The 20,700-nt window shown below is 68.4% G+C and carries 23 protein-coding genes and 2 pseudogenes; 14 read left to right on the top strand and 11 right to left on the bottom strand.

What is annotated here, in order from left to right; all coding sequences use genetic code 11:
• The 4 genes and pseudogenes from GA0115254_RS00290 to GA0115254_RS00275 all read left to right on the top strand — a co-directional run.
• Nucleotides 1–1,467, top strand: a 1,467-nt coding sequence (locus GA0115254_RS00290; protein WP_141720728.1) for an RHS repeat domain-containing protein, incomplete at its 5' end; no start/stop codon positions are given.
• Nucleotides 1,464–1,670 carry a hypothetical protein gene (locus GA0115254_RS00285; RefSeq protein ID WP_093893226.1) on the top strand — a complete coding sequence of 69 codons (207 nt, stop codon included), beginning with the start codon at nucleotides 1,464–1,466 and terminating at the stop codon, nucleotides 1,668–1,670. The genes GA0115254_RS00290 and GA0115254_RS00285, both read left to right, overlap by 4 nt.
• A 218-nt stretch (nucleotides 1,671–1,888) precedes the next feature.
• Nucleotides 1,889–2,727, top strand: a pseudogene (locus tag GA0115254_RS00280) (IS5 family transposase).
• Nucleotides 2,728–2,898: 171 nt separating this feature from the next.
• Nucleotides 2,899–3,237, top strand: a pseudogene (locus GA0115254_RS00275) (MBL fold metallo-hydrolase); the annotation flags it as partial.
• Nucleotides 3,238–3,663: 426 nt separating this feature from the next.
• Here the strand turns inward: GA0115254_RS00275 and GA0115254_RS00270 are convergent.
• Nucleotides 3,664–4,347 (bottom strand): DUF6308 family protein, encoded by a 684-nt coding sequence (locus GA0115254_RS00270; RefSeq protein ID WP_093893223.1) that lies wholly within the window; start codon nucleotides 4,345–4,347, stop codon nucleotides 3,664–3,666.
• Nucleotides 4,348–4,814: 467 nt separating this feature from the next.
• On the opposite strand from GA0115254_RS00270, the gene GA0115254_RS00265 reads away from it, so the two are divergent.
• Nucleotides 4,815–5,069 carry a helix-turn-helix transcriptional regulator gene (locus tag GA0115254_RS00265; protein ID WP_093893225.1) on the top strand — a complete coding sequence of 85 codons (255 nt, stop codon included), beginning with the start codon at nucleotides 4,815–4,817 and terminating at the stop codon, nucleotides 5,067–5,069.
• Nucleotides 5,070–6,205: 1,136 nt separating this feature from the next.
• On the opposite strand, the gene GA0115254_RS45390 is transcribed toward GA0115254_RS00265, so the two are convergent.
• Both GA0115254_RS45390 and GA0115254_RS00260 read right to left on the bottom strand, forming a co-directional pair.
• Nucleotides 6,206–6,331: a hypothetical protein gene (locus GA0115254_RS45390; RefSeq protein ID WP_256102317.1), complete on the bottom strand. Its 126-nt coding sequence runs from the start codon at nucleotides 6,329–6,331 to the stop codon at nucleotides 6,206–6,208.
• Nucleotides 6,332–6,590: 259 nt separating this feature from the next.
• A complete protein-coding gene (locus GA0115254_RS00260) occupies nucleotides 6,591–6,971 on the bottom strand; it encodes a YunG family protein (protein ID WP_093893222.1) in 381 nt (126 codons plus the stop codon).
• A 478-nt stretch (nucleotides 6,972–7,449) separates the two neighbouring features.
• Here GA0115254_RS00260 and GA0115254_RS45385 point away from each other — a divergent pair, with 478 nt between their 5' ends.
• From GA0115254_RS45385 to GA0115254_RS00245, 3 genes are all read left to right on the top strand, one after another.
• The gene (locus GA0115254_RS45385) at nucleotides 7,450–7,653 is read left to right on the top strand and encodes a S9 family peptidase (protein WP_256102315.1); all 204 of its coding nucleotides are present in this window, start codon (nucleotides 7,450–7,452) and stop codon (nucleotides 7,651–7,653) included.
• Nucleotides 7,569–7,862 (top strand): alpha/beta hydrolase family protein, encoded by a 294-nt coding sequence (locus GA0115254_RS45380; protein WP_256102316.1) that lies wholly within the window; start codon nucleotides 7,569–7,571, stop codon nucleotides 7,860–7,862. Before GA0115254_RS45385 ends, GA0115254_RS45380 begins: the two co-directional genes overlap by 85 nt.
• Before the next feature lie 72 nt (nucleotides 7,863–7,934).
• Nucleotides 7,935–8,432 (top strand): Rieske (2Fe-2S) protein, encoded by a 498-nt coding sequence (locus GA0115254_RS00245; RefSeq protein WP_093893219.1) that lies wholly within the window; start codon nucleotides 7,935–7,937, stop codon nucleotides 8,430–8,432.
• Nucleotides 8,433–8,462: 30 nt separating this feature from the next.
• Here the strand turns inward: GA0115254_RS00245 and GA0115254_RS00240 are convergent, their stop codons facing one another.
• Nucleotides 8,463–9,110, bottom strand: coding sequence for a cysteine hydrolase family protein (locus GA0115254_RS00240; protein ID WP_093893218.1), 648 nt, complete (start codon nucleotides 9,108–9,110; stop codon nucleotides 8,463–8,465).
• A gap of 111 nt (nucleotides 9,111–9,221) precedes the next feature.
• Between GA0115254_RS00240 and GA0115254_RS00235 the strand changes: the two genes are divergently transcribed.
• Nucleotides 9,222–9,698, top strand: a complete 477-nt coding sequence (locus GA0115254_RS00235) for a pyridoxamine 5'-phosphate oxidase family protein (RefSeq protein ID WP_093893217.1) — start codon at nucleotides 9,222–9,224, stop codon at nucleotides 9,696–9,698.
• A gap of 16 nt (nucleotides 9,699–9,714) precedes the next feature.
• Here GA0115254_RS00235 and GA0115254_RS00230 read toward each other — a convergent pair whose 3' ends face one another.
• Entirely contained in the window at nucleotides 9,715–10,629 is a 915-nt protein-coding gene (locus GA0115254_RS00230; protein ID WP_093893216.1) for a LysR family transcriptional regulator, read from the bottom strand.
• 74 nt (nucleotides 10,630–10,703) lie between these two features.
• On the opposite strand from GA0115254_RS00230, the gene GA0115254_RS00225 reads away from it, so the two are divergent.
• Nucleotides 10,704–11,714, top strand: a complete 1,011-nt coding sequence (locus GA0115254_RS00225) for a DMT family transporter (RefSeq protein WP_176739907.1) — start codon at nucleotides 10,704–10,706, stop codon at nucleotides 11,712–11,714.
• Here the strand turns inward: GA0115254_RS00225 and GA0115254_RS00220 are convergent.
• Complete coding sequence (locus GA0115254_RS00220) at nucleotides 11,705–13,036, bottom strand: aminotransferase class I/II-fold pyridoxal phosphate-dependent enzyme (RefSeq protein ID WP_093893214.1); 1,332 nt, start codon at nucleotides 13,034–13,036, stop codon at nucleotides 11,705–11,707. The genes GA0115254_RS00225 and GA0115254_RS00220 overlap by 10 nt on opposite strands.
• A gap of 35 nt (nucleotides 13,037–13,071) precedes the next feature.
• Here GA0115254_RS00220 and GA0115254_RS00215 point away from each other — a divergent pair, with 35 nt between their 5' ends.
• Nucleotides 13,072–13,767 carry a pyridoxamine 5'-phosphate oxidase family protein gene (locus GA0115254_RS00215; protein ID WP_093893213.1) on the top strand — a complete coding sequence of 232 codons (696 nt, stop codon included), beginning with the start codon at nucleotides 13,072–13,074 and terminating at the stop codon, nucleotides 13,765–13,767.
• Nucleotides 13,768–13,821: 54 nt separating this feature from the next.
• Here GA0115254_RS00215 and GA0115254_RS00210 read toward each other — a convergent pair whose 3' ends face one another.
• The 3 genes from GA0115254_RS00210 to GA0115254_RS00200 all read right to left on the bottom strand — a co-directional run bounded on the left by GA0115254_RS00210 (nucleotide 13,822) and on the right by GA0115254_RS00200 (nucleotide 16,486).
• Entirely contained in the window at nucleotides 13,822–14,778 is a 957-nt protein-coding gene (locus tag GA0115254_RS00210; protein WP_093893212.1) for a DMT family transporter, read from the bottom strand.
• A gap of 157 nt (nucleotides 14,779–14,935) precedes the next feature.
• Entirely contained in the window at nucleotides 14,936–15,964 is a 1,029-nt protein-coding gene (locus tag GA0115254_RS00205) for an EamA family transporter (protein WP_093893211.1), read from the bottom strand.
• Nucleotides 15,965–16,027: 63 nt separating this feature from the next.
• Nucleotides 16,028–16,486, bottom strand: a complete 459-nt coding sequence (locus tag GA0115254_RS00200) for a nuclear transport factor 2 family protein (protein ID WP_093893210.1) — start codon at nucleotides 16,484–16,486, stop codon at nucleotides 16,028–16,030.
• 103 nt (nucleotides 16,487–16,589) lie between these two features.
• Between GA0115254_RS00200 and GA0115254_RS00195 the strand changes: the two genes are divergently transcribed.
• Nucleotides 16,590–17,168, top strand: coding sequence for a TetR/AcrR family transcriptional regulator (locus tag GA0115254_RS00195; RefSeq protein ID WP_093893209.1), 579 nt, complete (start codon nucleotides 16,590–16,592; stop codon nucleotides 17,166–17,168).
• A 22-nt stretch (nucleotides 17,169–17,190) separates the two neighbouring features.
• Here the strand turns inward: GA0115254_RS00195 and GA0115254_RS00190 are convergent, their stop codons facing one another.
• Entirely contained in the window at nucleotides 17,191–17,760 is a 570-nt protein-coding gene (locus tag GA0115254_RS00190) for a Clp protease N-terminal domain-containing protein (protein ID WP_176739906.1), read from the bottom strand.
• 528 nt (nucleotides 17,761–18,288) lie between these two features.
• Between GA0115254_RS00190 and GA0115254_RS00180 the strand changes: the two genes are divergently transcribed.
• On the top strand, nucleotides 18,289–18,720 hold the full coding sequence (locus GA0115254_RS00180; RefSeq protein ID WP_093893207.1) for a type II toxin-antitoxin system Rv0910 family toxin: 432 nt from the start codon (nucleotides 18,289–18,291) through the stop codon (nucleotides 18,718–18,720).
• Between the two features lie 68 nt (nucleotides 18,721–18,788).
• On the opposite strand, the gene GA0115254_RS00175 is transcribed toward GA0115254_RS00180, so the two are convergent.
• Nucleotides 18,789–19,409 carry a PadR family transcriptional regulator gene (locus GA0115254_RS00175; protein WP_093893206.1) on the bottom strand — a complete coding sequence of 207 codons (621 nt, stop codon included), beginning with the start codon at nucleotides 19,407–19,409 and terminating at the stop codon, nucleotides 18,789–18,791.
• 477 nt (nucleotides 19,410–19,886) lie between these two features.
• Here GA0115254_RS00175 and GA0115254_RS45370 point away from each other — a divergent pair, with 477 nt between their 5' ends.
• Nucleotides 19,887–20,138, top strand: a complete 252-nt coding sequence (locus tag GA0115254_RS45370) for a hypothetical protein (RefSeq protein WP_256102314.1) — start codon at nucleotides 19,887–19,889, stop codon at nucleotides 20,136–20,138.
• Nucleotides 20,139–20,700 lie beyond the last annotated feature (562 nt).

Raw genomic sequence — 20,700 nt, 5'->3', positions numbered from 1 at the left:
TACGCCTACGACGACGCCGACCAGCTCACCTCCACCACCGCCGGGGCCACTACCACCGCATACGAATACGACGCGGAAGGCAACCAGACCAAGGCGGGCGCCAACACCTTCACCTACGACTTGGCCGGGCAGATCTCCGCCGCCACCGTGGCGGGCGCCAACTACACCTACGACCACGACGCCAGCGGCAACCAGGTCGCCACGCTCAAGGACGGCGCGGTCACCAGCCGCACCCAGTGGGACCCCAACGCACCCCTGCCGATCCTCGCCACCGAGTACGACAGCGCCTGGGCCATCAAACAGTCCTACCGCTACGACCCCCTCGGCCAGCCCGCCGCCACCAAAACCGGCACGGGCGCGGTGTTCTACTACCACCACGACACCCAGGGCTCCCCGCTCGACGTCACCAGCAGCACCGGCACCCTCCACCAGCGCTGGGCCTACGACCCGTACGGCACCCGCGTCCTGGGCACCGTCACGGGAGGCGCCCCCGCGAGCACCCCCTCCTACACCGGCGCCCGCTACGAGACCACCACCGGCAACCTCGACCTCCACGCCCGCCAGTACAACCCCGCCACCGGCCGCTTCAACAGCACCGACCCGGCAACCCGAAGCACCTCAACCCCCTACGTGTCCCCGTACGCCTACGCCGACAACCAGCCCACCCTGCTCACCGACCCCAGCGGCCTCACCCCCGAAGACCCCAACAGCCCAGGAGCAATCCTGGGAGACTTCGGCTCGGGCTTCCTCCAAGGGCTGAAGGCACCCTTCCAGTTCCTCGGCGACGCCTACGACGCCGTCACCGGCCAGAACGGCGGCGTCGGCGCCTTCGTCGACAAGTACCTCCCTGTCCGCCCCGCGTACCGCCTCTACCGCGCCGAGTACATGCTCCGCCAACAAGGCTGCGACGCACTCGCCGACCTCTACGCCGAAGCAGCCGACGAACTCACCCAACAGCTCGCCGTCACCGGACTCGGAGGACTGACCGGGTGGCGGCGAGCAGCCGTCAAGCCGAGCGTCGGCGTCCTCGCGGAAAGCGGACTGAGCCCCATCGCGCGGCTGCTGTACGGCGCGCGGAAGGGCGAAGGACTTCCTGGCACTGCAGGCTTGGCAATCGAACGTCGCCCGGCCGTAGCCGAGTTGGAGAACTTGACCATCAAGCATGGGGTCGAGTTCGCTGTGACGTACAAACTGGGTTCCGGTCCCAACGGAGCCGGCGGCCAGTACTACCTCTACTCTGGCAATGCTGGCTCCGTGCGCATCTCCCCCCGCGCCGACACAGTTCTCATCTACCACACTCACCCCAGAGGTATTCGCTCACCGAGCGATGCAGACAGGGCCCTCCTGGAGTCGTTCGAGATGGCAGGGTCACCCATGCGGTCCTCGAAGATCGTCCCGATCGGCTGGGGAGGCTTGGTAACAACGTTCACAAAGGATGGCATTTCGGAGTGGAGTCGGATCAGATGACGGATGAAGCCGCTCAATACCACTACGTCTGGGACGGCTCCGAAGAGGGCTGGGTCGTCCTTCGGACGAAGGTCGCGCTGGGCACCATTTTCAATACGCGTGAGCGCGTAGCCCTCGTCATCGAGGACAACGCCGTGTACGCACAGGTGATTCAACTCATGCGCGTGCATGGGAGGCCGTTCCTGGACACCATCCCAGATTAGGCACAGCGTGGCCCGTCTCGCTCGCGAAGAGGCGGGCCACCACCCCTTCGCGGCGAGTCACCTCAGCCAATTGCCAGACTGCGGCCATGAGCATGGTGATTGCCGTAAGAGCGCGTAAGAGGCCGCGCGGATAGGCGTGGTGGTGCACCCGGCAGCAAGGCAGGCACAGGTTTTGGCGATCATGGAGTTGCGACGCTCTGTGATCACTGGGGAGACCTGTGCCTGTACTGCCATCATGGCTGACCGAACCGCTCTGGGACCAATTCGCCGCGCTGCTGTCCGAACGGCTGGCCTACGACCCGGGCCATCCGCTGGGCTGCCACCGTCCCCGCATCAGCGACCGGATCGTCTTCGACAAGATGCTGCAGCTCCTGCGCTTCGGCTGCTCGTACCAGGCGATCGCCGACTCGACCTGCTCGGCCACCACGATCCGCAACCGCCGCGACGAGCGGATCCGGCTCGGCGCCTTCGCCCGGCTCAATCAGATCGCGCTGGAGTCCTACGACCGGGTCGTCGGCCTTGTCCTCGACCAGATCGCCGTCGACGGCTCGATCACCAAAGCCCCCGGCGGCGGCGAGGCGGCCGGGCGCTCCTCGACCGCGGCAAACAGGGCCTGAAACGCTCCGGCATGACGGACGGTTACGGCATTCCACTGGGACGCGTCCTGGCCGGAGCCAACTGCCACGACTCCCCGCTGCTCGCCACGACCCTGGACCGCCTGGACGGCCTCGGACCGTTGCCCACCGACATCACTGTCCACCTGGACACCGGCTACGACTCCGACAAGACCCGCACCCTGCTCAGCGAACGCGTCCGGCGCGGCCGGATCGCACACAAGGGCGAGAAGGCGCCACTCCAGGCAAGTCAGAGGTGGCACGTGGAGCGCACCCATGCCTGGCAGAACGCCTTCCACCGCCTCGCCCGATGCTACGAGCGCCGGGCCACCGTCATCGACGCCTTCTTCGACCTCACCGGCGCCATCATCACCGTACGCAGCCTGATCCGCCGGGCATGGACGACCCACCGCTGGGACGAACGCCCGCACCGCCGCCCATGACCAGCCCCCTGTACGCGGGGTCTTGTGCGGGCCAGAGACTGGACCACTGTGATCGACTCATTGCGGGAGGCCCCGGCCTCGCGGGGCGTTCCACCTCGGCCGTGTGGAGGACGCGCGTTGGCGGGCTTGATCGTATCCCGCACACCTGGTGAGCCGTCAGCGAACGACGACATGGCCGCCAGGGCGGCCGTGCAGGCTGGGGGCATGGATGTAATCAAGGTACTGCCGAGGTTGCGTATGCTCCGCTTCCCGGTCGGGGCGGCCTATCTGTGGCGGGACGACGACGGGCTGACCCTGATCGACACCGGGACGGCGGACTGCGCGGCGAAGATCGAGGAAGCACTGGACGGCGAGCTGCGGCGGATCGTACTGACGCACTGGCACGAGGACCATACGGGCTCGGCCGCCGAACTGGCCGCCCGGCACGGCGCGGAGGTGGTGGCTCATCGGCTGGAGGCGCCGGTGATCCGGGGCGAGGCGGCCGGGGTGCCACCGGTACTGGAGGAGTTCGAGGTGCCGATCCGGGCGGCTCTTCCGCCGCTGCCGTCGGCCCCGCCGTGCCGGGTGGACCGGGAGGTGTCTCTTCATCCCAACGCCAGGGCAACTCGTGGCCCTCTTCCTGAGAGACCTCCACTCAATCTTGGCCGCCACAAGCGGTCTGAGCAGCACCCCAGCCCGCCTGACACTCCATCAGAACGAGCGCCAAATGAGCGCCATGAGCGTCATTTCTGCGTCAAGATATCGCCCGTAACGCCCACACCGCACATAGTGCATATCGACAAAACCGCAAGTCAGGAGCCCTTCGCGGCCGGTTCGAGGATGGCGACGCACTCCACGTGGTGCGTCATCGGAAACACATCAAATTTGAGGACAGCGGTTCGGACTGTCAGCCTCGGTGCCCTCCCATGCGCTCCCCTCCACGGTCCACCTGACAGCTCAGCTCGTCGCGACCTGGCTCTGTCGGCCTTGATGCATCCAGGCGATGACGTCGAACACACGCAGGACGCCGATGTCCTCACCTATACCCGCCTCGTCGCGAAGACAGACCAACTGATCGCGGAAGCTGCCGTTGTCCGCCCGCAGGGCCGCAGCCAGCGCGGCCCAGAAGGAGTGGTCCGCCTTCGGTCGCTCGAACAGCTGCTTGATGCGGACGTCGTAGATGGGGATGAGGTGAGGGCGCTTGCGGGCCAGCAATTTGCCTGCGACAACCGGGCCGCAGCCGTCGGGCTTGCTGGGGTACTGCTTGCTGCCGACCAGGCGTTCCCACAATTCCCACGCGGGTCCGCCCTCCTCCATGAGCGCATCGCTTCCAGGATTCTCCAAGCGCGCGTCACGAGGGATGAGCGACAGCAGGCGCGCCCAGTTCCCGTCGGGGTCGGTCAGCAAGTTCATCGCCCCATGCGGCTTGAGGGAAACACCGAGCGTGGTGATTGCCACCAGGTCGTTGCTGTCGAAGCAATCTGTGACTTGCTCGGCGTCCCCACCCCCGCCCAGGCGCTCGAAGTGCGCGCCGGAATAGAACAGGTCACCGCTTGAGCGTCGCCGGGTGAAGTACTCGACCAGTAGGCGGACGGCGTTCTCATCGTCCCAGTAGATCTCCGGGATCTTCAGTTCAATCACCGAGAGACCCCCAACTCCCTTACGACCAGCACTGTGTCGGTGGACGGTACACCAGCTGAGACCACGCGGTGGCTCGGGCAGAAGTCGCCGCCAACACGTACACCTGTGCTACGCCGCTTTAAAGGCGTGGGGTGGCTTCTAAATCCCCGACGTCGGTGTCGGTGTCGTTGCCGACGGAGTAGTGGAAGGCCAGGGCAGTTACGGCGCCGAGCTGGGCAGGCGCTTCCTGCTGTAGGGGGCAGCAGGGGCCTGGGCTGCAACAGCCGGCCCACACGAGTGGAGGCATCTCAGCCCAGACAGCTTCGAAGCGGAGCAACATAGCGCAGGGTCGCCGGTTAGCCAAACCGGCGACCCTGCGGATCATATTGGCGCGACAGGTTTTCGGCAGCTTCAAACCCCATCGGCTGCGCGCAAGCCACACCGCCATAGCAACTGGAGAACCCGAATTGCACGGAAAGACCAACGAGATGCAAGGCACCCGTTACAGCCCGACGCGCATCCGCGCCACCTGGGACGGAACGGGGAGCGTACAAGACACCTCCAGGGCGCTGGGGTTCTCTCGGGCGAAGGGCTACGACCTGGTGCGCCGCGGGGAGTTCCCGTGCCGCGTGCTACGCATCGGCCGTACGACACGAGTCGTCACCGCATCCTTGCTCCGCGTCCTGGAAAGCGGAGAGCCGGAGTACAACGGTGCCCTCACCGGACACTGCACGCCGTCGTAGCCCACCGCGCGCAGACGCCCCGCCGGAGCCTTCCGGCGGGCTTCGTCGTCTCACAAGCGGCAGCAGTGCGCCCGGCCGGCAGATGGGCTGGCTGGGCGCTTCTCTTCTACCATTGAACGGGGGGGCGGAGTGGTACCCGGCACCCGGCAGGTGTGAAGCTCGACCTCGACGCTTCTCGATGGTTGGCCCGCTCCTCCTCGGCCGGATCATCAAGAGAATCAGGAGTGCCGGTCTGGTGGCTCGTCGTCAGCGTGGGACCGTCGACCCGGCACGGTACGCACCCCCGCCGATGGTGTGGAAATCGAGCGGTAGACCACTCTCCGTCTCCATCCGGAAGACAGCGTCCATGACGGCACGCAGGCTCTCCGGGCGTCCGGCATCACCCTCGCGTAGGTCTGGAGGGTGACCCTCGGATCCCCGATGTCCGAGCCATTCGGCCATGTCCGTGTCAGGCACACCCCTGGCAGGTGGGCGGGTGCAGTCGCAAATCCGGCACCCGCAGAGGAGTCACAGATACACGGACCGCACGGCGCTCCGACCGCATCGTGCGCGCCAGCGCGTTCGATCTCACAGAAAAGCCGCACCGGAGTGCTCCGGTGCGGCTTCGTCGTCTTACGGATCCGCGCAGAGGTCGCGTCAGGATGGTTCCCGACGGGGCCTCGCCGTATCACCAGCAGTCACACGGCTATCACGAACTGAGCAGACTCTCCCGGACGGGCAGCCTCTGACCTGCATTTTCATACGCACGCTGGACTGACTTGGACGCCCCTGGTGATCCTTACAACCTGTGCCAGGTTGGACCGTCACGGCCCAAGGCGGGCAGCCATCTCGCTATCAGTGGCTGGACGCAGTTCCTTCGGAGGGACGGGTACGCACAGGGCAGAGATCTTGGAGCCGAGATCGCCCCTGGGATGCCGGCTGAGCGCCCGCTACAGTCACTCAGCGTGCCTGCGACAGCGCCAAGTTTCATCTCCCGCCGTCCGTCACGGCGGCCCTCCCTGGGGAGAATCTGGGGAGGATCAGCGCTGCTGGGGAGCGTCTGGGGAGAATCGACTACATAAGACTGCACGCCCCTGAAAGACCCTGAAAGATTCAACTGCGCTGGTCAGAGGCGACTGAAGCTGCATCGCTCCAGGTCAGCGCGACGTGGTAGTCAACTTCATGACGTAGGTGCCGAGGTCGTCGGCCTCAACGATCCCGGGTAGCGATCCGCCCTCCCGCAGGGGCGTGACATAGCGGGTCGCGATGACTTCGGTGAGCATTTCCCCAGGCTATCCGGCGCTCGCAGCGCACGATCCGCGGTCCGAGCGAAGCCTCAGCCCTCCCATGAGACGCCGTACCGGCCCAGGGGGGAAGCCGGGCAGTTGTGAGCCCGGACCGGCAGGCATGCCGCGCGGGCACGGGCGCTCCGGCCTCCTCTTCGCCCTGTTGCGCGAGGGAGAACCGGTCTTCCGCGCGAACGACGCGACAGCTCGCTGACCCCGCACTGCCACCGCACGGGAAACCCCGAAGACGTATCGCCTACGAACACAGCTCGGCCAGGACCCGGCTGCGGAGAAGCTCATACTCCTCACGGAGCCGCACGATCTCCGCAGGCCGTTCAATCACCACTCCGCCGACGACTGTCTCATCGGAACCGAACTGCTCGCGGGTGAGATCGACTTCGATCCCCATGCCCAGGCGGTTCCACCAGTGGTAATCCACTCGCTCGCCATTGACATGAACCTCACCGCGGATCAACTCACCGCCCAACAGGTCGTGCACCACCAGGGCGGTGACACCGCACTGGTCGCGCGCCGGATTGTCCGGGGTCCAGTGCGGACGGTGATCCGGCGTCGTGGTGTCCGCGCCCCAACCGCCGCGAATGGCCCGCTCAAGGTCGTTGAAGTTCCTCGGTGTCATACCTCTCAGCCTCGCAGACGCCTCTGACAATCACGCGCGATGCGTGGCCTCCCCGCGGCCCGGCCCGTACCTGGGCAGGGGCCGGTCGGTCCGGATTCCGCCTGTAGTGGTGTCTCCATGACCCCATTCGACTCCACGGCGGACGATGCGCTCGACACTCCCGGCGATTCCCCTTCCGGCAGTTCGCCCGCACCCTCCTCTTCTCGCTCGGAGTCCCCCGGCAGTTCGCCGTCTCACCGGACGGCGCCCGGGTGACCCTCGTACGGACCACGTTCGGTACGGCTCAGGTCAACCGGCTCCGGCTCCGGCTGCACGAGGGCGGTGACGTGAGCGCAGCAGGGCGTATCTGCCGTCGTGGCACCTGCCGGGCACGCCCCGCAGCCCGTGCTGCTCAACCCGTACGCGGGCCACTGCATACAGGGACACGCTGCACGCGGCTGCCGCGCAGAATCCCGAGCTGGACCCGGCGCAGGCCGCCATGCGCGGCCGGTCGTTCAGCGGGTATCTCGCCGCTGCCGCTGTGCTGCGTCACCCGGAGGTCTTCCTCGCGGCGCTCGCCGGTGGTGTGCCGACCGGCCCACGGCACCGCGACACCCATTGGGAGGAACGGTTGTCGGCCACCCGGATGTATTTCCGGAGAACCACGGCCGCAGTTCACTGCTCTCGGAGGCGGCCGGGCTGACACGCCCGCTCATGCTGGTGCACGGACTTGCCGATGACCATGTGGCCGTCGTCCTCATGCTGCGGTTCTCCGCCGCGCGGCCGGCCACAGGCCGGTCGCACGCGGTTCTGCCGTGGTCCGGGTCCGGCCATCCGGTCACCCGGGAGGAGATGGTCAGCAGTCTGTTGCTGCTGGAGCGGGGCTTCCTCAAGAAGTCCCTGGGGCGTTGAACGCGGGCGTTCGGCTGCGCGTACCCCTGGTCGGACACCGAAGTCATGAACATCACGGAAGGGAAAGCCAGCATGAGCGCATCGCAGGACCACGAGGTCCGTCCCGGGCGTCGCACCGTTGTCGCAGCGGTCGGGGCCGTCTCGGTGGCCGCCGTACTCACCGCGTGCGGCAACCAGAAGGACTCGAGCGGTCCGGATGCGGTCGAGCCGGTCCATGGCGGAAAGGACTCGAGCGGTCCGGATGCGGCCGAGCCGGTCCATGGCGGATCGGACGGCGGCGGAACCGCTCTGGCAAAGACCGCCGACATTCCGGAGGGCGGTGGAATGATCTTCGCCGACAAGGGCGTCGTGGTGACACAGCCCAAGGCCGGCGAGTTCAAGGCGTTCTCGTCGAAGTGCACCCACCAGGGATGCGCGGTGTCGAGCGTGTCGGGCGGCACCATCAACTGCCCCTGTCACGGCAGCAAGTTCGATGTGGCGACGGGCAGTGTGACGGCAGGTCCGGCCACCCGGCCGCTGACCGCCCGGCCGATCAAGGTCAAGGGCAACTCGATCACGCTCGCTTCCTAGGGCCGGTCGGGCCAGGGCCTGATCCGCCGGTCAGGCCCTGGCCTGCCCTCGGCTCCGCCAGCAGCCGAGTACGTCATCGGTGGTCGTGACGGTGGCGACGAGGGCAAGTGTGTTGCGGATCATCGCGGGGGTGTAGTCGGCCGGCACCCCCGCGATGGCATCGGACGGCACCACCGCCATGTATCCGAGATTCACCGCGTCGAACACGGCGTTGGGGATGGCGACATTGGCCGAGACCCCGGTGACGACGAGTGTCCGACAGCCGAGGTTGCGGAGCAGTGCGTCCACATCCGTACCGGCGATGGGCGAAAGGCCGTGCAGTCTGCGCACGACGAGGTCTTCGTCCGCCACCTCGATGGGCGCGGCGATCCGTACCGCCGTGGTGCCCGAGTGCTGTTGTACGGGCAACCGGCCGGCTGCCCGGAAGAGGCGGGCGTTGTTGTTGGCACCCCGCCCGTCGGGCCGCCGTTCGGCCACGGCATGCAGTACCTGGACCCCGGCCTCGTGGGCGGCCGCGACCAGTCGGGCGACGCGGTGGAGGGCACCGGAGGACCTGACCTCCTCGGCCAGTTCGGGCAGCGCGCTCCCGGGACCCACGACGCCCTGCTGGCATTCGACCGTCAGAAGCACGGCGGTGGCCGGATCAAGCTGCTCGGCGAGCTGTTCCTTCGACGGCACGGCTGCCCCTTTCGGTGGCGGATCGGGCGCGCGAGGTTAACCGCCATTGCGTGATGAGGGAAGAGACCTCATGATTTCTGACACATAGTCAGCTATCGAGAGGGGCGCCCCATGGCCACCATTCAGCGACGAGGCCGTCGGATCATGATGACGGACGCGGAACGCGACACCTATCTCACCGAGCAGCGCACCTGCCGGGTCGCCACCGTGTCCGCGGACGGCCGCCCTCACATCGGCGCGCTCTGGTTCACCTGGGACGGCAACTCGATCTGGCTGTACTCGATCACCCGCAGCCTGCGCTGGTCCCAGCTGCGCAATGACCCGAGGATCGCGGTGGTCGTGGACGACGGGGTGGAGTACGCGGATCTGCGCGGCATCGAACTCTCCGGCGCGGCGGTCCCTGTGGCCGAGGCACCCCGAACCGGTGAACCGTGCCCCGAACTCGACTTGCCGGAGCGGCTGTTCGCGGCGAAGTACTTCGGGATGGACACCATGCCGCACGACGGCCGACACGCCTGGCTACGGCTCACCCCTCAATCCATCACCTCCTGGGACTTTCGGAAGCTCGCAGGACCGTCCACCACCTGAGGCCCCCCTTCCCGTCCTACGCCGACGGCGCATCCAGCCCCCGACCGGCCATCCGCAGCGCCGCCACCGCCGCCCTGATCGACGGACGCCGGTCCGCGTCGGTACGCCACACGGCGTGGACGTGCCGTCGCATCTTCTGTCGTACGGGTACAAGCCGCACCCCGTCGGGTACCGGTCCTCGGCCCAGCCTCGGCGCCACACAAACCCCCATCCCTGCGGCGATCAGGGCGAGTTGCGTGTGGTGCTCGCCCGCCAGATGCGCGATGCGCGGTTCGATGCCCTTCGAGCGCAGGGTGAACATCAGCCAGTCGTAGCAGAATTCACCCTCCGGCCATGACACCCATTCGTCGTCGGCGAACTCCTCCAGATCCACCTCGGCCCGGTCCGCGAGCCGATGACTGGCCGGCATCGCGATGTCCGGTGCGTCGTCGAGGAGTTCAGCCTTGGCCAGGCCACCGGGCACCGGCAGCCGCTTGTTGCTCCAGTCCAGTACCACCGCAAGGTCGACGTCACCCCTGATCACCGCACGGATTCCGTCCTCGGGCTCCAATTCCCTTGTGCGTACCCTCAGTTCGGGATGATCGGCACGCAACGCGAGGAGCACCGCGGGGAAGAGTCCGCGCGCCGCGGTCGGAAATGCGGAGAGCCTGATCTCGCCCACCACCTCACCGCTCTGCGCCTCGATGTCGGACTGGGCCAGCGCGACCTGGGACAGAATCCGAGCCGCGTGGTCGGCGAGCAGCTGACCGGCGTCGGTGAGCCGGATCCCGCGGCCGTTCTTGGCGAGGAGCTGCTGCCCCACCTCCCGCTCCAGCTTCGACATCTGCTGCGAGACCGCCGATGTGGTGATGTGCAGCCCCTCGGCGGCACCGCTGACCGAACCGTGCCGGGCGAGGGCATCCAGCGTCCGCAGGCGCTCCAGGTTCAACATGTAAGCAATGCTACGCGAATTCCCACACAAAATCTCACTTGTCCTACGTGATTGTTTTCGTCATGGTTGACCCCATGAGCGCCCCTGCCACGCCGAGAACCACTCCTCCCGCCAAGCCCTCCACCCCTGTCCCGTCGGCCGGAACGACCACTCCGGCTCCGATCTCAGCGCCTGCCGCGCGCCGGTCCCTGGACTGGCGGATCCGGTTCGGGGCGCTCTCGCTCATCTGGGGATTCAGCTTCCTCCTGATCAAGGTCGGCACCGAGGGGTACGCCCCGTTCCAGGTCACTCTCGGCCGCCTGCTGTCGGGCACGGCGGTGCTGGCCGTCGCGATGGCGGTACGGCGCGAACGGCTGCCGCGCGGCGCCCGCACATGGGGGCACCTGGCCGTCGCCGCGTTCTTCCTGAACGCACTGCCGTTCTCGCTCTTCTCGTATGCCGAACTGAGCATCCCGTCGACGCTGGCCGGAATCTGCAATGCGACCTCGCCCCTGTGGGGCATGGCGCTTTCGCTCGTCGCGCTCTCGGAGGACCGGCCGACCCGTCGCCGCGTCGCCGGACTCGGGCTCGGATTCCTCGGTGTACTCACCGTGCTGGGCACCTGGCAGGGCTTCTCCGGGCTGGACTTCAGCGGTACGGCCATGGCCCTGCTCGCTTCCCTCAGCTATCCGGTCGGCTGGATCTATGTCCGCAGGACGCTGGCGGGCAGCAGTTCCTCCACACTCGCCCTGACCGGCAGCCAGCTCTTCCTCGGCACGGTGCAGATCGCCCTGGTGACCCCGCTGTTCACCTCGGCTCCCGATGGATTCCCGCTGCTCCCGACACTTGCCGTGGTCGCTCTGGGGGCGCTCGGCACGGGCCTCGCGGTGCTGATGCAGTACGGCCTGGTGGCGGAGGTCGGACCGACGACCGCGCAGATGGTCACCTACTTCATTCCGGTGATCGCCACCGCGGCCGGAGTCGTCGTGCTCGGCGAGCAGCTCAGCTGGAACACTCCGGTCGGCGCGCTCGTGGTCCTGGCAGGCGCCGCTCTCACCCAGAGCAGGGCGCGCAGCGGCAAGGCCAGGACCGAGACTCAGCCATAGTTCAGCGGTTTCGCCGGTCCCGCCGCTGCCGCCACCGCATCGGCCAACGGCCCGATGTCGGCCCCGGTCAGCGGTGAGACGGTGAGCCGGATCCCCTGGGGTGCGGTCATCCGGAACCGCGCCCCGGGCGCCACCGCCCAGCCTGCGTGCAGCAGCCGCGCCACCGCACCGGTCTCGTCACTGACCGGTACCCACACGTTCATGCCACTGCGTCCGTGCGCCTCCACGCCCCGCCCCTCCAGCGCCTTCACGAGTGCGTCCCGCCGTGCTGCGTACGCCCCTGCCACCGCGCCCGAATCGACCGCGCCCGAGGACCACAGGTGCACCACGGCCCGTTGCAGCAGTCTGCTGACCCAGCCGGGCCCCAGCCGCTGCCGGCCCGACACCCGGTCGACCGTGACCGGGTCGCCGGTCAGCACGGCGACCCGCAGATCCGGTCCGTACGCCTTGGCCACGGACCGCACGAATGCCCACCGGTCCGTGGCGCCCGCGAGCGGGTGGAGCGGCAGATCGACGATGGCGTGCCCGTGATCGTCCTCGATCAGGAGAACGCCGCGGTGTCCGGCGAGAACGCCCCGCAGCTCGAAGGCGCGCCCGGCGCTGATCGCGGCCCCGGTCGGATTCTGCGCGCGGTCGGTGACCACGAGGGCGCGGGCACCGGCGTTCAGCGCGTGCTCGACGGCATCGGGCAGCGGTCCCTCGTCGTCGAGCGCGACGGGCACGGGGCGCAGCCCCAGCGCCGGTACGAGATCCAGCAAGCTGCCCCACCCCGGGTCCTCGATGGCCACCGCGTCACCGGGCTTGAGGTGCGCGACCAGTACGCGCTCGATCGCATCCAGCGATCCGGAGGTCGCGACCACGGATCCGGCCGGCACCCCGTCGGCATCCAGCGCGGCGCGGGCGAGTGCGGCGAACTCCGGGTCCACCGGTGCCTGTCCGTACATCCCGGGCCGCCGCGCATACTCACCCGCGGCCGCCGCGAACGCCTCCCCCAATGCGGGCAGCAGCGCCGGATCGGGGTTCCCCTCACCCAGGTCCCGCACCCCGGGCGGCGCCTCGACCCGCAGTGAACCGCGCGCCGTACTCGCGGGTCGCGGCCGCACCCTGCTGCCCCGGCGCCCGGCCGTCTCGATCACCCCGCGCTCGCGGAGCGTGCGGTAGGCGGCCGCCACCGTATTGGGATTCACCCCCAGCAGGTCCGCCAACTCCCTCATGGGCGGCAGCACTTGTCCAGGTGCGAGCTCCCCCGAACCGACCCCGCGCTCCACACTGGCGGCAATCTCCGCTGCACGCCGCCCGACGATCCGATACTCTCCTAGCACAAACAAGATTATGCACTAGTGCAATGGAGTATGCAATGCCGGACACCGCATCGCCGCAGACCACGGGCCCGGACGCCGCGGCCGGATACCAGCCGACCGAGCGCACCGTCCCGACCCGCTCCCGCGATCGCGCGGCGTACGACCGGGAACTGGTCCACTCGATACTCGACGAGGCATACGTCTGCCATCTCGGCTTCGTCCGTGACGGCTCACCGGTCGTCCTGCCGACGCTCTTCGGCCGGGTCGGCGAGCGGCTCTACGTACACGGCTCGACCGGCTCCCGGCCGCTGCGGGAGGCCGGCCGGACCGACCCCGGCCTGCCCGTCTGCCTGACGGTGACGCATGTCGACGGGCTGGTGCTCGCCCGTTCCGCCTTCCACCACTCGATCAACTACCGCTCCGTGGTGGTCCACGGCATCGCGCGCACGGTCACCGACCCGCAGGAGCGGCGGACCGCCCTCGACGCGATCGTCGACCATGTGGTGCCGGGCCGGTCCGCGGACTCGCGACCCGCCGACGAGAAGGAGCTGGCCGCGACAGCGGTCATCCGCCTGGACCTCCAGGAGGTCTCCGCCAAGATCCGCACCGGCGGCCCCAACGACGAACCCCGCGACCTCGAGCTGCCGCACTGGGCCGGCGTCGTCCCGCTCGCCCACGGCTATGCAACGCCACTCCCCTCGAACGACCTCGACCCCGCCATCGGGGTGCCGGACTACATCGCCGCGCTCTGAACCCTCCCGGAACGACCGAGCCCGCAGCCGGGTGCGCCCCGGCCACCCCGGTGGTCAGGCCGGTACGGCCGCCCGGCGGCGGGCATGCGCGCCACTGCGCGCCTCGGCGAATGCCAGCCCCGCCACGGCCGCCAGGAGCAGCAGTGTCCCGACGGCGGTGGCCGCGGTGAGCTGTTCACGGAACACCACCACGGCGATGACCGCCGCGCTGACCGGTTCGAGCAGCATGATCACGGACACCGTCGCGGCACGCACCGCCGCGGCGCCCGCGAAGTAGAGCACATAGGCGAGCGCGGTCGGTACCGCCGCCACGTACACCAGCAGCGTCACGACCTGCGCGGCCTGAGCGGTATGCGGTACGAGCCCCTCGGCCGCAGCCATCGGCAGCAGTCCGACGGCACCGATCCCGAATGCCCAGGCGCTGGTGGCGAGCGAGTCGGTGGCGCCGCCGTCGCGGCCGAGCCACCGGGTCAGCAGGGTGATCGTCGCGTAGCCGGCCGCGGAGAGCAGTGCCAGGGAGACTCCGGCGGGGCGCACGGTGGCCCCGTCGCCGCCGAGCACCAGTACGGCAAGCCCGGCCAACGCACCCACCACCGCGGTGAGTCCGCCGCGTCCCAGCCGCTCCCCCATGGTCAGCCGTGCACCGACCGCGATGAACACGGGGCCCGCTCCAAGGGTGACGACGGTCCCGACCGCAAGGCCGGTCGCCTCGACGGCTGCGAAGTACGCGCTCTGGAAGACGGTGAGACCGACGCCGGTCCCCAGGACGCGCAGCAGCCGACGGTGACGCGGTTCGGCGGGGGCGGCCGCGCGTCGGGCCCGTAGCGCCAGCGCGGCGAGCAGCAGCACGAGACCGCCCAGACAGCGCCAGAACGACAGAGCGAGCGGGCCCAGATCGCTGACCTCGAAGATCAGCGAGGCGGCGGCCCCGGCAGTGCCCCAGGCAACACCGGCGACGACCAGATAGAAGAGGCTCCGCCCGACGGGCAGGCCGGTAGCAGGGTTAGACACGTGACTTCTCCAGATGACGACAGGACGGTGGTCGCTCGGCTCCGTGCACGGGCAGCGACGAGCCGCTCGGGACTGCCCGAGCCCGGTCTTCGTCAGGAGTGGCCGCCCGCGCTAGGCGGCAGGCGGCGAAAGTACGGTCGAATGCATGATCGGCACGTTACGTCGCAGCACGACCCGCGGACAACTCCCCCTCGACAGCGGCACGGCCTCCGCCCGATCGCGCAGTGTGCCCCTCACCCCGTCCGGATGCGACGGGACCGGAGGGCGTCTTCGGTGTCGCCGACTGGGCGATGAAAGCACCGATCAGCACCATGGAACCGCCGATGAGCTGCGGCGCCGACAGGTGCTCGCCGAGCATCACCCAGGCAAGCACGGTGGCGATGACCGCCTCGAGACAGGCGACGACACCCGCCACCGCGGGCGAGAGCAGCCGCACCGAGATCACCCCGGTGACATAGGCGATCACCGTCGATATCAGCACGATCCAGACGAGCAGCAGCCAGGCCGGTACATCCATGCCGTCCATGCCCGCGCTGCCGCCCAGAACCGACCAGTGCATGCCCCAGGGCCGTGCGACCACGGTGAGAACGACCGTGCCGATCAGCAGCCCGTACGCGATGACACCGACCGGATGCGGAGGTTCGACCCCTTCCGCGCTGTCTGCGCTGCCCTGGTCCGACAGGACGAAGTATCCGACCTGACAGCAGGCGGCGCCGAGCGCGAGCAGCAGCCCGACCACGTCGAAGCTCAGCCCCGACCAGATCTCGACCACGCAGGTGAGTCCCCCGACGGCGAGCACCACACCGACCGCGGCACCCCGGGTGACCGTCCGGCGCTGGACGAAGCGGACCCAGCCGAGGACGAGCGCGGGCGCCAGATACTCGACAAGAAGAGCGACACCGACGGGGACACGGGAGAGCGCAGCGAAGTAGAAGGCCTGCACACCGGCCACGGCGAGCAGCCCGAACCCCACCAGCAGGATCGGCCGGCTGCGCACGAGAACTCGGTGGCGCCAGGCGACGGGCAGCATGACAAGGGCGGCGCCGGCCACCCGTAGCCACACCACATGGAGCGGATCGAGTCCTGCCTCGATCAGCGGCTTGGCCGCCACCCCTGAACCACCGAATGCGAACGCCGAGGCCAGGGCAAGTCCCAGGCCGGCGCTTCTCCCCTGAGACGCGTGCATCGGCACATCATGACAGTTGTCGTCAGCAGCGTCACCCCCATGACCCCTGACGTACGCTCTCCGTCAGACGCTCGGTCCCACCGCGGCTTTCCCCATCAACTCACGCAGCCCGGCGACAGCCAGTCCGTCCATGTAGTCACGGACCCGCGTGATCAGTCCGTCGTGGACGCGGACGATCAGCACACCGGGCACGGTGAAGGTGTCGCTCCCGGCCGGCAGTGCGCCGAGCACGACGTGCTCGCCAATGACCACTTCAGGATCGGCCGTCTCGTGGATCTCCATGCGCTCGATGGCCTCCACTCGTACGGGGCTCGCCCCCCAGGCCGCCCGGTAGCCGGCACGCACCTCCTCGCGCCCCTCGTAGCGGGAGGGGAACCCTGGAGAGGAGAACGGGAACTCATGCACCGCGTCCTCGGCGTACAGGTCGGCGAGGTCGTCCGCGGACTTGTCGAGCATGGCCTGGTGATAGCGGCTCAGCACCTCGCGGGGCGTACGGGCCAAGGGATTCTGCAGCTCTGACACGGAACTCACTCCATCCACTGCCCACTCCGTTCACTCAACGAACGTTGACTCAATTAACGTACGAGCCCGTCAAGGCTTCGGTCAACAGCTGTAGAGTGAAATCGTGTCTGCCCCTCACATCTCCCGCGCCGACCGCCGCCGAGCCACCGAGGCGCGCATCCTCGACAGCGCCCGTGAGCTGTTCGCCGAGCGTGGTTTCGATCGCACCACCATCCGTGCCGTGGCAGCCGCGGCAGGCGTCGATCCGGCTCTGGTCATGCAGTACTTCGGGGCGAAACGCGAGTTGTTCACCCAGGCCGTGCAGGCATCTCCCGCGCTGCCGGCCGACACCCACACCGACGGCGACGGCGACGCGCTGGTGGATCACCTGATCGCCACGCTCGGCCTCAAGCTCGGTGGCCTTCCCGACGGAACGCTGGCGATGATGCGCTCCATGCTCACCGATCCGGCCGCGGCCGATCACGCCCGCGCGAGCCTCAACCGGCAGATCGGCAGCATCGGCGCGGCACTGCCGGAGGTCGAGGACCCAGAGCTGCGCGCCGCACTGGTCATCACCACCATGGTCGGCATCACCATCGGCCACCAGCTACTCGGCCTCGACGCCCTCCGCGACGCCCCCGCCGACCGCATCGCCGCCCTGCTCCGCCCGGCCTTCAAAGCCCTGACCGAACCGCCACGCTGAATCGGCCCCGCACGTCAGGCCGTCAGCCCCCGGCTCCCCGCCACCCCTGGCCGGACGCCCCCACAATCCGGGCCGCAAGCTGCTCCGCGTCGACGCCGGCCCGCTGCAGCACTTCGACGGCCCGGCACTCGTGATCCGAGGCCAGCGCCGCCAGCAGATCGAGCCCTCCGGCCCGCGCGTCGCCGCGCAACTCCGCCCGCTCACTGGCTTCTGCCATCGCCGAAGCGGCCGAGGGCGACCAGCCCTCCACCCCCATATCCCGCACCACGGAATCCGGATTCTCGACGACGGGGACAGCACCGGAGTCCTCCACCGCACCCTGCCAGCGGAGCCCGTATCCGATACTGCGCTGGACGAGATATCCGAGCACCTTGGCCAGTTGGGGTCCGCCCTCGAAGGCCGCCCGCACCTCAAGGTCCGATTCGATGAGGGAGTGCAGCAGATGCGCGGTGTCGATCTGCCGGTCACCGTCGCGCAGCGCGCGCCTTCGGGCACCCGTCACCACGGCGGCCAGCTCCACGGTGAATCTGGCGTCGAACTCAGCACGGTTCGGTGCGAGCTGCTGAGGGATCCGCGGCGTCCGGTTTTGCACACCTCTTACCCCATCAGTCCCACTGCGCCGAAGCATCGCCGGAGGGACCCATTTAGGCATCCCACGCAAGTTGGGCACACCCGAGCGGTTCCTCCTCCTTACGAATGAGATCTCGCCATTCCCGGATCCGATCCGGAAAAACGGCGCGCGCCGCCTTGCACCGCACCCCGGAGCAACACCGAGCCTCCCTCGTACGTCCCACGGGCCACACCACCCATACGGCGGCCGGGAGGGAGTCCGCGGACGTGTCCTGGCTGGTCGCCCTACCGACGCTCGACGGACGGGAGTACAAATACCGGATCCACGCACCCGCGCACACCTTCCGCGCCGATCTCCTCCGGGCCGCGTTGCACTGCCATGACGACAGCCCACGACCTCGCACCTCCGACCGATTCGATGCCGCACTGATCTGGCGGGCCGGAGCAGAGAGAACGGATCACGCGGATCTGACAGTTCATCAGTATTGAATGTTCACGTCACTGCGACTACGTTCCGCGACACCGTAACCCGCCGAGAAGGGGTGGCCTCATGGCCGAAGTCAGTGCAGAAGCACGCATCGAAGCACCGGCCGAGAAGGTCTGGGCCCAGCTGACGGACTTCACCGCGTACGGCCAGTGGAACGCCACCCACACCAGCTTCCCCAAGGGCGGCCCGACAACACTCGAACTCGCGGCCACCTACGAGGAGAACATGAAGCTCATGGGCTTCCCCGCCGAGGTGACCTGGACGGTGGCGGAGCTGGAGACCGCGCGCCTGCTGGCCACCAAGGGCAAGGGGCCGATGGGCGTCAATCTGGCCATGCGCTACTCACTGACCCCCGACGGGGACGCGACCACGGTACGCATCGACGGGGAGTTCACCGGCGCCGCAGTCTCCCTGATGGCCGGAAAGCTCAAGGACTCGGCAACCGCCGCGCTTGTCGAGTCGCTGCGCAAACTGGGCGGGCTCGTCGCCGCCTGACCGCCACCGGAACGACGGGAAGGGCCTCGCGGCTCGACCGCGAGGCCCTCGGCGCCCTGCCCACAGGCTCAGCGCTCGTCGGCGAGGATCAGATAGAGCTTCTTACGGGCGTCATTGATGACCGTGAGCGCCTTCTGACGCTGATCGGCGGAGCCGGTCTTCCAGACCTGACCGAACGCCTCCATCAGACCGAAACCGGCCTGCCGGATCTCGTTGACACTCTCCCAGTCGACACCGCGCCCGGCTTCCTCCCAGGGCGCGTCGGGCCCCGACTCCGCCTCTGTGCGACCGGTGTCGGTGAGCGTGAACAGCTTCTTGCCGCCCTCGCTCGCGCTGACGATCAGACCCTCGTCCTCCAACAACTGGAGGGTCGGATAGACCGAGCCCGGACTGGGCCGCCAGGCCCCGCCACTGCGCTCGCCGATCTCCTGGATCATCTCGTACCCATGCATCGGCCGGTCCTTCAGCAGCGCCAGGATCGACGCACGCACGTCACCGCGGCGCGCCCTCCCTCGGCCACCGCCCCGGCCGCGTCCGCCACCGAAGGGCCCACCTCCGAAGGGACCGCCACCGAACGGCGGACCGAACTGCCCGAAGGCCGCCCGCCGCCCCTCGAAGTCGCCCCGACCTTGATGACCGGGCCCGCAGTGCCCATGTCCGTGCCCATGCTCGTGTCCATGTGAACGCATCGCTACGCTCCTTCCATCATTGATCTGTCGCGATGCGTCAACGATATATCGGAATCGGTCGCTTGACAAACACCCTGGTGGGCCTGCTGACCTGTCTCAGTGAAGGTCGACGCCCTGCCGGTTCGTCTCAGCGATCCCTCGTGCCGTTCGTCAAGCCACGAGAGCCGTCAGCGACATGAGCTCGTCGCGCCGTCCGTCGCACAGGAGGGCCCGGAGGACGTTGCCGCGACGGCGGGCTGATGCACGGCGCCGGCTCGGCAAGGCGGGCCGCGGAACCCGCCGCCCACCAGCTTCCACTGCGTGCGATGGTCGTGCCCGTGATCGAGAAGTGGGCCTTCAGCGAGGGTGCTCCGCCGGTGTCGGTTGAGTAGGCCGTTGATGAGCTCGGCCGGAGGATCACCGACGGCGAACTGGAGTCGTGGCTGACCAGTTCAATGGGGCGAAGCCTCGCTGTCGTGACGAACAACCGAGCGAGCGATGGTGATGTTGCTCGACGGCGAGGGCAACCCCGGCGAACACGCGTCAGACCCAGGGGCCGAAGAACGGAGCGACGGCTTCATTCTTGAGAACGGGCAGAACGACGAGTACCCCGACGAAGACACAGTGCTCCTCGGCGAGGCGTTCAGGATCGTCCACCACATCCTCAGTGCGCTCACCATGACGTTCCCCGACGGCAGCCCGGTCGCTGAGTTCATGCTGCACATCCATGACGACCACACCGCCGGCTGACGCTGGCACGACGAGCCCTTCGACGCGGTGAACCAGTGACACGCTGGGTTCGCTGTTTCTGGGACGAGGAAGCCGTCTGGTTCTGCTTCGAGCTGGACACCGGTGGACAAGTGATCCGGCAAGTCGAGTTTCACAAGCCCGGGAGCAAGGCTCCCGACTGGTCGACATCCTGGTGGCCGTCGTCCCGACCGACACGACCAGCGCGCCCCCTTCCCTGCCCTCGCCCCGACCGGCACAGCCGTCCTGGACGGCCCCACCATCACACCTCCGCCTCTTGACGACACCGCCCCTTGCCAACCTGGCGATTCCTTGACCATCGCGGCACACCGGGCGCAGCACCGTACGGTCTCCACGGCCCGGGCATTCTTCGGTCACAACTGTTGGGCTATGCGGAACACGGACGGCACATGCTCTGGTCGACTGGTCGCTCGGCGTGGGCATTACCGCGAGCGTCGTGAAGATCGAGCGCGCTGCCGGCCGGATTTCTGTCACGGCGTTGTCTGCTCTCGCCGGTGTGCACATCGCGTGGGGTCCGGGTTCGCCGTGGACGCTCCCCGACCGG

It is taken from the genome of Streptomyces sp. Ncost-T10-10d (assembly GCF_900091955.1).
Lineage (GTDB): Bacteria > Actinomycetota > Actinomycetes > Streptomycetales > Streptomycetaceae > Streptomyces.
The sequence above is the reverse complement of the archived record's forward strand: the minus strand, read 5'-3'. Positions and strand labels throughout refer to the sequence as shown.

Coding starts and splice junctions, on each gene's coding strand:
- GA0115254_RS00285 (WP_093893226.1), top strand. CDS start 1,464: ATGACGGATGAAGCCGCTCAATACCACTACGTCTGGGACGGCTCCGAA.
- GA0115254_RS00265 (WP_093893225.1), top strand. CDS start 4,815: ATGCAAGGCACCCGTTACAGCCCGACGCGCATCCGCGCCACCTGGGAC.
- GA0115254_RS45390 (WP_256102317.1), bottom strand. CDS start 6,331: ATGCTCACCGAAGTCATCGCGACCCGCTATGTCACGCCCCTGCGGGAG.
- GA0115254_RS00260 (WP_093893222.1), bottom strand. CDS start 6,971: ATGACACCGAGGAACTTCAACGACCTTGAGCGGGCCATTCGCGGCGGT.
- GA0115254_RS45385 (WP_256102315.1), top strand. CDS start 7,450: ATGCGCGGCCGGTCGTTCAGCGGGTATCTCGCCGCTGCCGCTGTGCTG.
- GA0115254_RS00245 (WP_093893219.1), top strand. CDS start 7,935: ATGAGCGCATCGCAGGACCACGAGGTCCGTCCCGGGCGTCGCACCGTT.
- GA0115254_RS00235 (WP_093893217.1), top strand. CDS start 9,222: ATGGCCACCATTCAGCGACGAGGCCGTCGGATCATGATGACGGACGCG.
- GA0115254_RS00230 (WP_093893216.1), bottom strand. CDS start 10,629: ATGTTGAACCTGGAGCGCCTGCGGACGCTGGATGCCCTCGCCCGGCAC.
- GA0115254_RS00225 (WP_176739907.1), top strand. CDS start 10,704: ATGAGCGCCCCTGCCACGCCGAGAACCACTCCTCCCGCCAAGCCCTCC.
- GA0115254_RS00215 (WP_093893213.1), top strand. CDS start 13,072: ATGCCGGACACCGCATCGCCGCAGACCACGGGCCCGGACGCCGCGGCC.
- GA0115254_RS00205 (WP_093893211.1), bottom strand. CDS start 15,964: ATGCACGCGTCTCAGGGGAGAAGCGCCGGCCTGGGACTTGCCCTGGCC.
- GA0115254_RS00180 (WP_093893207.1), top strand. CDS start 18,289: ATGGCCGAAGTCAGTGCAGAAGCACGCATCGAAGCACCGGCCGAGAAG.
- GA0115254_RS00175 (WP_093893206.1), bottom strand. CDS start 19,409: ATGCGTTCACATGGACACGAGCATGGGCACGGACATGGGCACTGCGGG.
- GA0115254_RS45370 (WP_256102314.1), top strand. CDS start 19,887: ATGGTGATGTTGCTCGACGGCGAGGGCAACCCCGGCGAACACGCGTCA.